Here is a 10,379-nt window from a genome sequence, read left to right on the forward strand (position 1 = left end):
CCGATGATGCGCACGGTCAACACCGACTGGGGCACGCGCACGCCCACGCTGCATTTCACCTTGCAGCAGGACCGCTTGCAGGCCGTGGGGCTGACCTCCAGCGCTGTCGCGCAACAACTGCAGTTCCTGCTGAGCGGTGTGCCCGTTACCGCCGTGCGCGAGGACATCCGCACGGTGCAGGTCGTGGCCCGTTCGGCCGGCGACATCCGCTTCGACCCGGCCAGGATCGGCGATTTCACGCTGGCGGGCGCCAACGGGCAGCGCATCCCGCTGTCGCAGGTCGGCGAGGTCGACGTACGCATGGAGGAGCCGGTTATCCGCCGGCGCGACCGCATGCCGACGATCACCGTCCGGGGCGACATCGCCGATGGCCTGCAGCCGCCGGACGTGTCGGCAGCAATTACCCGGCAGCTCCAGCCCGTCATGGAGAAACTGCCGAGTGGCTATCGCATCGAGCAGGCTGGCTCCATCGAAGAGTCAGGCAAGGCGACGGTGGCGATGTTGCCGCTATTTCCCATCATGCTGGCAATCACCCTGATCATCCTCATTTTGCAGGTGCGCTCGATCTCCGCCATGGTCATGGTCTTCCTGACCAGTCCGCTGGGGCTGATCGGCGTGGTGCCTACGCTGATTCTTTTTCAGCAGCCATTCGGCATCAATGCACTGGTCGGTCTGATTGCGCTGTCAGGCATCCTGATGCGCAACACGCTGATTCTGATCGGGCAGATCCACCACAACGAACAGGCGGGACTGGACCCGTTTCGTGCGGTCGTCGAGGCAACCGTACAGCGTGCCCGCCCGGTGATCCTCACCGCGCTGGCGGCGATCCTGGCCTTCATCCCGCTGACCCACTCGGTGTTCTGGGGAACGCTCGCCTACACGCTGATCGGCGGCACTTTCGCGGGAACGGTTCTGACCCTGGTGTTTCTGCCGGCCATGTATTCCATCTGGTTCAGGATCAGGCTCGGTAGCGGCAGCCGATCCGTGGAGGCGGAGCTTGCATGAACCGGCACCACCGGCGGGCAGACCCTGCCGCATTCAATTCACCCACATCCAGAGGAACTGCTATGTCGACTTCGACAGTTGTCGTTATTACCGGCGTGTCATCGGGCTTTGTTCTTCTCCCTCTGTCTGCAACAAAGTGGCAGCGGATCGCCTCTAAAACGCTCGTTAAAACACCCCAAAACCCAAAAGGATCGTTGAATGGAAACCTCGACACCGAGCAATGACGCGCCAAGCCCTACTTCCCGCACAGCCACAGGCAAGATGCTGCTAGACATAGCAGGGCATAGCGATCTCAACTATGACTTGGCCTTGCAACCGGACGGCAAGATCCTGCTGGCCGGACAGAGCTATAACCCCGTCAGCAGTAATGATGACTTCAGTGTGGTCCGGCTGAATGCCGACGGCACTCTCGATACCAGCTTCGATAGCGACGGCAAGGCCATCGTCGATATCGGGGGAAGCAACCAAGGCCGTAGCCTGACCGTGCTGCCCGACGGCAAGCTCCTGCTGAGCGGCAGCAGTAATGGCGACTTCAGCGTGATCCGGCTGAATACCGACGGCAGTCTCGATACCAGCTTCGGCAGCGACGGCAAGGCCACCTTCGATCTCGGGAGGGGCGATTACGTCTATAGCATGGCCATGCAGCCCGACGGCAAGATCCTGGTGACTGGACGGAGCGATAATGGCAGCGATGACAACTTCGGCGTAATCCGGCTGAACGCCGACGGCACCCTCGACACCGGCTTCGGCAGCGATGCCAAGGCCATCTTCGAGCTCGGATATAGCGACGACCAAGGCCATAGCGTGACCATACTGCCCGACGGCAAGATCCTGATGGCGGGATCCAGCTATGACTATTCCGAGAACAGTACCTATTTCGACTTCAGCGTGATCCGGCTGAATGCCGACGGCTCGCTCGATACCAGCTTCGGTTGTGGTGGCGAGGCCACCGCCGATATCGATGGGAACAGCGATTTCGGCAATAGCCTGCTCGTGCAGCCCGACGGCAAGATCCTGGTGGCCGGACGGAGCTACAACCCTAGCTATGACACCGAATTCAGCGTGGCTCGACTGAATGCCGACGGCAGTCTCGATGCCAGCTTCGGTAGCGACGGCAAGGCCAGCTTCGATCTCGGGAAAGGCTACGCCCAAGTCAATAGCCTGGCCCTGCAAACGGACGGCAAGATCCTGCTGGCTGGACAGAGCTATAACCCCGACAACGCTACTTACGACTTCAGCGTGATCCGGCTGAACATCGACGGCTCGCTCGACACCGGCTTCAGCGGCGACGGCAAGGCCATCTTCGATATCGCATGGGGCAACGATGAAGGGCACAGCCTGACCGTGCAGCCCGACGGCAAGATCCTGGTGTCGGGATATAGCTATAATCCCAGCGGCAATGGTTACGACTCGAGCAGGTATGATTTCAGCGTGATCCGGCTGAACGCCGACGGCACCCTCGATAAGACTTTTGGGGCACTGCCCGAGGATTTGCTCCTAACGCTCGAGGGTAACCACGACAACAACGACGTACTGATCGGCAGCGACGCCTACGAGCGGCTCCTTGGCAAGAGCGGCAACGACGTCCTCGATGGCGGCGCCGGGCGCGACAGCCTGAACGGCGGCACGGGCGCCGACCTGTTCCGCGTCTCGGCCCGCGACGACAGCTACCGCACCGACAGTGAAAACCTCAGCGACCGGATCATCGACTTCGATCCCAGCCAGGATCGGATCGATCTTTCGGCGCTGGGCTTCACCGGGCTGGGCGACGGCCACGACGGCACCCTGGCCGTGCAGGAGAACAGTGCCGGCACTCTTACCTATCTCAAGAGCTTCGAAGCGGATGCCGAGGGGCGGCGTTTCGAGATCGCCCTGCAGGGCAACTTCGCCGGCCTGCTCGACAGCGGCAATCTGATCTTCGAGCCTGTCGCTCTTGAGGGCACCGAAGACAGCGACAACCTGCAGGGCAGCCCGGTGGCGGAGATCCTCGTCGGCCAGGGCGGCGACGACTACCTGGATGGGGCCGGCGGCGGTGACCTGCTCGACGGCGGTGCCGGGCGCGACACCTTGACCGGAGGCACGGGCACCGACCTGTTCCGCGTCTCGGCCCGCAACGACAGCTACCGCACCGACAGCGAGGGTTTCAGCGACCGGATCCTCGACTTCGATCCCGGCCAGGACCGCATCGACCTCTCGGCGCTGGGCTTCACCGGCCTGGGCGACGGCCATGACGGCACCCTGGCCGTGCGGGTGAACGACGCCGGCACGCGGACCTACCTCAAGAGCTTCGAACCGGATGCCGAAGGACGGCGCTTCGAGATCGTCCTGGACGGCGACCTCGCCAACCGGCTCGACAGCGGCAATGTGCTCTTCGCACCGGTGGCTATCGAGGGCACCGAGGCCGGCGACAGCCTGATCGGCAGCGCGGCGGCGGAAAGCCTCGCCGGCAGGGCCGGCGACGACTACCTGCATGGCGGCGCCGGCGCCGACATTCTCGACGGCGGCCTCGGGCGCGACACCCTGGCCGGCGGCAGTGGCGCCGACCTGTTCCGCTTTTCGAGCCTCGAGGACAGCTACCGCACCGATAGCGAAGGCTTCAGCGACCTGATCCTCGACTTCGACGCCGGCGAGGACCGCATTGATCTCTCGGCGCTCGGTTTCACCGGCCTGGGCGACGGCCACGGCGGCACCCTTGCCGTGCGGGTGAACGAGGCGGGCACCCACACCTACCTCAAGAGCTTCGAGGCGAATGCCGAAGGACAGCGCTTCGAGATCGCCCTGCAGGGCGATTACGTAGATCAGCTCTCCGCCGATGCTTTCCTCTTTGCCGCGGCAGGCAATTCGACCGGCCAGCTCCAAATCATCGGCGCCACGCAGATCGAGCAGGTCAGCTGAAAGTGTAGGGCGCTGTCCCAGAAGCGGATGGCGCTCCTGTCAGTTCGTTGCCAGTTTTCAGGCGGCATGCCTGGGGATTCCGTCGTAGTCCACTGCCCGACGGGCCTCCTCCAGATCGTAGGCATTCTGCAAAGCCAGCCAGTAGCCTTCGCTAGTACCGAAGAAGCGTGATAGGCGCAGATCGGTGTCTGCCGTGATTGAGCGGGAGCCACGCACAATCTCGCCAATACGATTGGCCGGAACCCCGATGGCTGTCGCCACCGCGTTCTTGGTCAGCCCCAGCGGCTCGATGAAATCCTCCATCAGGATCTCGCCCGGATGAATGTTCGGCAACAGTTCGCCGGTTGCCTCGGCCATCAAATCTTCGCGGAACCTCATGCTCCATCTCGCTCAGTGGTAATCCACTATTTCAACGTCGTGTGCATCACCATCAACCCAGCGGAAGCAGATCCGCCATTGATCGTTGATGCGAATGCTGTACTGCCCTTCGCGATCCCCATGCAACGCCTCCAGCCGATTTCCTGGCGGTATCCGCAGGTCATCAAGGACCTTGGCAGCACCGAGCTTGCGTAGAGCGGCCCTCTGCATGTCTTGCGGCAGCTTTCTGGCCGCCAGCCCATTCGCTACCACTTCCGTCTGCTTGTCCTTGTAGCTCTTGATCATCGCGCAGGCTTGCTCAAGCTTGAGCAGAATATGACGCAACGCATCATTATAATCCACGCGGGCGGCGGCAGAGGCTCAAGCCGGCTCTTCCCCTGGCAGGGATAGGGAGGCTCCCGACCGTAAGGTGCAACCGGCGCTGATTGCTGGCGCTCAAGCTAAGGGCCTGGGCGCAACTGGGCAGCGGGCGTTTCCTGCCGGTGCACTGGGGCACCTCCAACCTGGCGATGCCCAGCCGGCGGATGTGCTGCTGGCGCAAGCCTCGGAGGGGCTGGTGATGCCGCGCCTCGGCGAGCCGGTCGAGCCGGCCCGGGGCGAAGCGGTAGAGCCGTGGTAGCGAGGGGGGCGAGGGCGACTGGCGGGACGCTGCGCAGCAGGACGCCGGGCATCTGGTATTTCCCGTGAAAGACTGATCTCAGCTGACGTCCTGTCTGCATTCCCCCCTTAACTATCGCTTCTCGACGCTCGCTCGAGAACCCGGCCTGAAGCCATAGGCCTTGGCCACCTTGGCACAGAGCAGTGCAGGCGCAAGCAGCGCCAGCAGTACCCAGGGGAAAGAAGCCACACCGGCGGTTTCCAGCAGCAGGCCGCCGAGTACACCGCCGCCGGCAATAGCGAGGTTCCAAGCCGTGACGATCATCGACTGAGCCACGTCGGCACCCTCGCCGGCGGCATCTGCCGAAGCCGTCTGCAGCAACGTTGCCGCCCCTCCGAAAGTGAGCCCCCATACCGCCACGCCGCTATAGACCACGGCCGGAAGCGTACCGGCAAGCCCCAGCGCCAGCGACACCATGGCGAATCCGGCAAGACTGAGCAGCACCAGGGCACGCAGCCAGCGGTCGATCAGCAGCCCGACGCCCCAGATGCCCAGCAGGGCAGCGCCCCCGAACACCAGCAGTACCCGATCCACACTGCCGCTCATGCCGGCTGGCGCCAGGAAGGGGGCAATGTAGGTGTAGAGAAGGTTGTGGGCCAGCACCCAGAGCAGGATCACCGTCAGGATCGGACGCACCCCAGGCGTCGCAAAGACCTGGCGTATGCCCAGGCGCCGTTCGGCCGTCTGCCCGGGGAGGTCCGGCACCTTGCACAACACCCAGACCATCAGGACCAGGGTCAGTCCGGACATGAGACCGAAGGCCATCCGCCAGCCGGCCAGGGCGCCGAGCCAGGTTCCCGCCGGTACGCCCAGTGAGAGGGCAACCGGCGTACCCACCATCGCGATGGCCATGGCGCGCCCTTGCAACGGCACGGCCACCATGCGGCGCGCATAGCCGGCCAGCAGTCCCCAAGCCAAGCCGGCAGCAACGCCAGCCAGAAAGCGGGCGATCAGTGTGAGCGGGTAGCTGGATGACAGCGCGGTGACGCTGTTGAACAACAGGAAGCCGCCGAGGGCGAGCAGGAGCAGCGGTCGACGCCGCCAGCCGCGGGTCAGGGCGATCAGCGGAATCGCTGCCACCAGCGAGCCGAGCGCATAGGCGCTGACCAACTGGCCGGCCAGCGCTTCCGAGATACCGAGCCCCTGGCCAATCTGCGGCAGCAGTCCGGCTGGGAGGGTTTCGGTGAGGATGGCGATGAAGCCGGTCATGGCCAGGGCCAGCAGGGCGGACACGGGAAGCCGTGCTTCATCAGCCATGCTGGCGGGGTGCAGGGGATGCGATGCGCTGGCATCGATGTTCCGGTGAGAAGGCGCGCCGGCAGTCGTATGCGGCAATTGGCTCATGCCGTTACCCCGCTCGGTCCGTAGACCGCATCGCGCAACTCGCTGACGAAACGACCGGACATGCCTTCGTAGAGGGTATTGGTCAAGGCTACCACGCTGAGCTTCCGGACCCGGTCGACGAACCAGGAATGCCCATAGGCGCCGCCCCAGCGCCAGGTTCCCGGTGACTCGGGCGATCCGGCCACGGCCGGATTGCGCAGCACCGAAAAGCCGAGCCCGAAACCAAAGCCCGGTGCGTCAGGCAAGTCGAACCCGGCGGTCTGGTCGCGGCCCATCTCGTCCACCAGCCCGGCAGGAAGCAGGGGGGCACCGCCCTGGCGCAAGGCCTCCAAGAGCCGGAGCAGGTCCCGGGCGCTACCCACCATGCCGGCACCGCCCGAGGGGAAGGCCCTGGTATCGAGTGCGCGCGCCGGTTCGAAACGGATGCCTGCCGTGTCCTCGAAGGGGGCCTGGGTTTCCCGTTCGCCCATGCGATGGGGCTCGGGTGTGTCGTTCACATAGACCGCCGTCAGCCGGCTGGCATCCACGGCTACGAAGTCGGTGTCCCCCATCTCCAAGGGGTCGGTCACCAGCATTCGTACCGCCTGTTCCAGAGGCGCGTCACACACGCGCTCGATGAGGGCGCCGAGCACATCGGTGGCCAGCGAATAGCCCCAGGCGCTGCCCGGTGCATACAGCAGCGGAACGCTGGCGATTCGCCGCAGGTTCTCTTCCAGGCCGATGCCGGGCCGGTCCAGGCCATCGGAGACACCGGCGCAGGCATAGCGTCCCTGATCGTCAGCTTCGAGAAAGCGGTAGCCGAGGCCTGCGGTATGGCTGAGCAGTTGCCGCGCGCTGATGCGTGCCGGACCGCCATCGGGCAGGCAGGGCTGGAATGTCGGCAGCCAGCGGCCGATCGGCTCGTCCAGTGCCAGGCGTCCCTGCGCCACCAGCACCAGGGCGGCGGTGGAGACGATCGGCTTGGATACCGAGGCGAGCCGGAACAGGGCATCCTCGCGCATGACTCGTCCGGCTTCCCGGTCGGCCAGACCCGCAGCGCGGCGGTAAACCAGTTCGCCGTTCTCGGCGATCAGTACCAGGGTGCCGACCAGACGCCGCTCGGCCAGCGCCGCCTCGATGACAGCATCGACGCACTCTGCAAGACCCGCTCGGAACAAGGGGGTGGAACAGCTAGACATGGGATTTCCTTGGTTTCGGGATGTCGCGAAACCATAGAAGTGCGTTCATTATGGAAAAAGACGGATAGAGTTCCTGTCTATCAGGAACCTCATGTCCGCAATGGGAGCAGTCATGGACAGCCTGAGCGGCTTTACCGTTTTCGTGCAGGTCGCCGAGACGCGCAGCTTCGTCGCGGCCGGGCGAGCGTTGGGCATTTCAGCCTCGGCCGTCGGCAAGCGGGTGGCGCGACTAGAAGAAAAATTGGGGGTACGTCTGTTCCACCGCAGTACGCGCAGCATCGCCCTGACGGCGGAGGGGACGCTGTTTCTCGAGCGCAGCAGACGCATCCTGGCCGAGATAGAGGCGACGGAGCTGGAGCTCTCACGAACCGCCGGGGCACCACGTGGACGCCTGCGCGTGAGCCTGCCCCTGGTCAGTTCACTGGTGCTGCCGGTGCTGGCCGATTTCATGGCCGAATACCCGGAGATCGAGCTGGATCTGGACTTCACCGATCGCTTGGTGGACGTCATCGAAGAAGGGTTCGACGTGGTGGTGCGCACCGGACAGTTGTCCGATTCTCGGTTGTCGGCCCGGCGGCTCGGCGCTTTCCGCCTGCTGGTGGTCGGCTCGCCCGCATATCTCGAACGCCACGGCGTGCCCCGGCGCCCGACCGATCTGGCCGATCATGCCTGCCTGCACTATCGCTTTTCCAATACCGGCAAGCTCGAGCCCTGGCCTCTGCGCCGATTGCCGGGTGAGCCCGAGCCAAACTTGCCCGTCTCCATGGTCTGCAACAACATCGAGACACGGGTGTGCTTCGCGCTGCGTGGTCGAGGACTAGCCTGCCTACCCGATTTCGCTATCCGCGATGCCTTAGCCGAGGGCCGCTTGCGCAGCGTGCTGGACGACTACATGGAGGGTACAGGGAACTTCTATCTGCTCTGGCCTTCAGGGCGACAGGTGTCACCCAGGCTGAGGGCTTTCATCGACTTCATGGGGGCCAGGATGTTTCCGGGGTCATCGTAGCGTTCCAGGCTGGCAAGTGCTGGCCATCAACTCGACCGTGCTGGAGATCATGCAGGAGTTTGTCGACCGCCGCGACGGCAGGAAACCGGACACTCCGCTGGCCTTTCTGCAGACGAAGCGTACCCCGCCAAACTCCGGTTTTGTACGCCATTTGTGATAACATGACGTATAAAGTTGACTAGGATATTCGCGACCATGGCAAATACCACCCGTTCCGCCCGCCTGGGGTTGCGCGCCACGCCGCAGCAGGAAGCGGTGCTGCGCCGCGCGGCCGAGGTGGCAAACAAATCGATGACCGATTTCATCCTCGACAGTGCCTGCCAGGCCGCCGAGCAGACCTTGCTCGATCAACGCCTGTTTCTGGTGTCCGGCAGCCAGTCCCAAGCCTTGCTGGATATGCTGGACCGGCCTGCCCAGGACAATCCTGGCCTGAAGGATTTGTTCTCGAGATCGGCACCTTGGGACAAATGATGTCGCTGACTGCGCCCCAAGCGCTGGATGCCAGCCATTCACTGGAGGGATTCGATTGCGGCAGGCCGAGCCTGGATGATTGGCTGATGCGCCATGCCCGACAGGCGCAGGCCAGCGGTTCGGCCAAGACCTACGTGGTCGCTGACGGCATGCGCGTCGCGGGCTACTACAGCCTCACCGTGGGGCAGATCGATACCCTGGAAGCTCCCGCTCGTGTCCGCCGGGGCATGGGGGCCTACCCCATACCCGTTGTCATCCTGGCGCGGCTGGCCGTAGCCCAGCGGGACCAAGGGCTCGGAATTGGCGCTGGCCTGTTGCAGGATGCGATCCGGCGTACCCTCACCATCGCCGGGCAGGCCGGCGTTCGGGCGCTGCTGACGCATCCGATCGATGAGGAAACATCACGCTTCTATCGACGCTTCGGCTTTGAGGCATCGCCTGCTCGCGAACAGCAGTTGCTGCTGCTGCTCAAGGGCGCGCGTCGGTTGCTTGTTCCGCCGGCGTCACCCAAGGGATAAGCCTCCACCAGACTCCTCACACCACACCAATATCACGCGGGCCCCGGATAGGCCCCCGCGTGCTATCCCCATCTCGACCCGGATCGGTCGAAAGCGCTCCATGAACCCCATCTTCAACCGAGGTAAAGGCCCGCCGATGCTGGGCTCCCGATTTCTTTCTGGAGCCCGTCATCATGATGCGACCCGACGCCAAGGTCGAAAAGGTCTACCTGTACCCAAAGCCCGTCGACTTCCGTAAATCCATCGACGGCCTGCTCGCCCTGGTGGAGCAGACGCCCGACATGACCCTGGCCGAGATCGTGGCGCACCTGCGGGCCAGGCATGGCCTGAGCGTGGGCACCACCGTGGTCTGGAAGTTCCTCGAGCGCCAGAAGCTGACCTATAAAAAAAGACGGCGCACGCTGCCGAGCAACAACGCCCGGATGTGAAGCAGGCCCGCGAGGCCTGGGTGGCCGAGCAGCCGTGGCTGGACCCCGCGCGGATCGTCTTCATCGACGAGACCGGAGCCTCGACGAAGATGGCCCGGCTGTATGGTCGGGCGTTGCGCGGGGAGCGCTGCCTGGCCGCGATCCTTCACGACAAGGTCGCGGGGGTGCGTCAGGCGATCGAGGGAGCAGGAGCCACGCTGCGCTACCTGCCGCCGTACAGCCCCGATCTGAATCCGATCGAGATGGCGTTCTCCAAGCTCACGTCGCTGCTGAGAAAGGCGGCGGCGCGGACCCTTCCCGAGCTGTGGCAGAGCATTGGTGAGGCGATTACGCAGTTCTCGGCAGAGGACTGCAGACACTACTTCAAAGCGGCCGGCTATGAGTCCGAATAAAGTGAAAATGCTCTATGGCCTGTTAACACTAACGTAGGGCCTCAGCGATAAGAGCCACAGTGATGAAGGCGGCGTACATGAGGTCAAGCTTGTCGTAGCGCGTGAA

10 protein-coding genes and 2 pseudogenes are annotated in these 10,379 nt (G+C 64.1%); 8 read left to right on the forward strand and 4 right to left on the reverse strand.

What is annotated here, in order from left to right:
- Together ACYVD0_RS19105 and ACYVD0_RS19110 are read left to right on the forward strand one after the other, a co-directional pair.
- On the forward strand, window positions 1-1,005 hold a 1,005-nt coding region (locus ACYVD0_RS19105; protein WP_460428274.1), incomplete at its 5' end, for an efflux RND transporter permease subunit.
- A 198-nt stretch (window positions 1,006-1,203) separates the two neighbouring features.
- Window positions 1,204-3,900 (forward strand): M10 family metallopeptidase C-terminal domain-containing protein, encoded by a 2,697-nt coding sequence (locus tag ACYVD0_RS19110; RefSeq protein WP_460428275.1) that lies wholly within the window; start codon window positions 1,204-1,206, stop codon window positions 3,898-3,900.
- Window positions 3,901-3,957: 57 nt separating this feature from the next.
- Here the strand turns inward: ACYVD0_RS19110 and ACYVD0_RS19115 are convergent, their stop codons facing one another.
- From ACYVD0_RS19115 to ACYVD0_RS19130, 4 genes are all read right to left on the reverse strand, one after another.
- On the reverse strand, window positions 3,958-4,278 hold the full coding sequence (locus ACYVD0_RS19115; protein WP_432706464.1) for a HigA family addiction module antitoxin: 321 nt from the start codon (window positions 4,276-4,278) through the stop codon (window positions 3,958-3,960).
- Between the two features lie 12 nt (window positions 4,279-4,290).
- Window positions 4,291-4,563 carry a type II toxin-antitoxin system RelE/ParE family toxin gene (locus tag ACYVD0_RS19120; RefSeq protein WP_460428281.1) on the reverse strand — a complete coding sequence of 91 codons (273 nt, stop codon included), beginning with the start codon at window positions 4,561-4,563 and terminating at the stop codon, window positions 4,291-4,293.
- 445 nt (window positions 4,564-5,008) lie between these two features.
- Window positions 5,009-6,193: an MFS transporter gene (locus tag ACYVD0_RS19125; RefSeq protein ID WP_460428282.1), complete on the reverse strand. Its 1,185-nt coding sequence runs from the start codon at window positions 6,191-6,193 to the stop codon at window positions 5,009-5,011.
- 83 nt (window positions 6,194-6,276) lie between these two features.
- Window positions 6,277-7,458 carry a serine hydrolase domain-containing protein gene (locus ACYVD0_RS19130; protein WP_460428276.1) on the reverse strand — a complete coding sequence of 394 codons (1,182 nt, stop codon included), beginning with the start codon at window positions 7,456-7,458 and terminating at the stop codon, window positions 6,277-6,279.
- A 112-nt stretch (window positions 7,459-7,570) separates the two neighbouring features.
- On the opposite strand from ACYVD0_RS19130, the gene ACYVD0_RS19135 reads away from it, so the two are divergent.
- From ACYVD0_RS19135 to ACYVD0_RS19160, 6 genes and pseudogenes are all read left to right on the forward strand, one after another.
- On the forward strand, window positions 7,571-8,464 hold the full coding sequence (locus ACYVD0_RS19135; protein WP_460428277.1) for a LysR family transcriptional regulator: 894 nt from the start codon (window positions 7,571-7,573) through the stop codon (window positions 8,462-8,464).
- 16 nt (window positions 8,465-8,480) lie between these two features.
- Window positions 8,481-8,621, forward strand: coding sequence for a hypothetical protein (locus ACYVD0_RS19140; protein WP_460428278.1), 141 nt, complete (start codon window positions 8,481-8,483; stop codon window positions 8,619-8,621).
- Window positions 8,622-8,659: 38 nt separating this feature from the next.
- A complete protein-coding gene (locus ACYVD0_RS19145; RefSeq protein WP_460428279.1) occupies window positions 8,660-8,935 on the forward strand; it encodes a type II toxin-antitoxin system TacA family antitoxin in 276 nt (91 codons plus the stop codon).
- Complete coding sequence (locus ACYVD0_RS19150; protein ID WP_460428280.1) at window positions 8,935-9,453, forward strand: GNAT family N-acetyltransferase; 519 nt, start codon at window positions 8,935-8,937, stop codon at window positions 9,451-9,453. Before ACYVD0_RS19145 ends, ACYVD0_RS19150 begins: the two co-directional genes overlap by 1 nt.
- Window positions 9,454-9,629: 176 nt before the next feature.
- Window positions 9,630-9,725: pseudogene (tnpB, locus tag ACYVD0_RS19155) on the forward strand (IS66 family insertion sequence element accessory protein TnpB); the annotation flags it as partial.
- Between the two features lie 81 nt (window positions 9,726-9,806).
- Window positions 9,807-10,273 (forward strand): annotated as a pseudogene (locus ACYVD0_RS19160) (transposase); the annotation flags it as partial.
- Window positions 10,274-10,379 lie beyond the last annotated feature (106 nt).

This window comes from Azotobacter armeniacus (assembly GCF_054779355.1).

Bases quoted from the DNA above. Each gene is read 5' to 3' on its own strand.
- ACYVD0_RS19135 (WP_460428277.1), top strand. From the start codon at position 7,571: ATGGACAGCCTGAGCGGCTTTACCGTTTTCGTGCAGGTCGCCGAGACG.
- ACYVD0_RS19150 (WP_460428280.1), top strand. From the start codon at position 8,935: ATGTCGCTGACTGCGCCCCAAGCGCTGGATGCCAGCCATTCACTGGAG.
- ACYVD0_RS19125 (WP_460428282.1), bottom strand. From the start codon at position 6,193: ATGGCTGATGAAGCACGGCTTCCCGTGTCCGCCCTGCTGGCCCTGGCC.
- ACYVD0_RS19145 (WP_460428279.1), top strand. From the start codon at position 8,660: ATGGCAAATACCACCCGTTCCGCCCGCCTGGGGTTGCGCGCCACGCCG.
- ACYVD0_RS19115 (WP_432706464.1), bottom strand. From the start codon at position 4,278: ATGAGGTTCCGCGAAGATTTGATGGCCGAGGCAACCGGCGAACTGTTG.
- ACYVD0_RS19120 (WP_460428281.1), bottom strand. From the start codon at position 4,563: ATGATCAAGAGCTACAAGGACAAGCAGACGGAAGTGGTAGCGAATGGG.
- ACYVD0_RS19110 (WP_460428275.1), top strand. From the start codon at position 1,204: ATGGAAACCTCGACACCGAGCAATGACGCGCCAAGCCCTACTTCCCGC.
- ACYVD0_RS19130 (WP_460428276.1), bottom strand. From the start codon at position 7,458: ATGTCTAGCTGTTCCACCCCCTTGTTCCGAGCGGGTCTTGCAGAGTGC.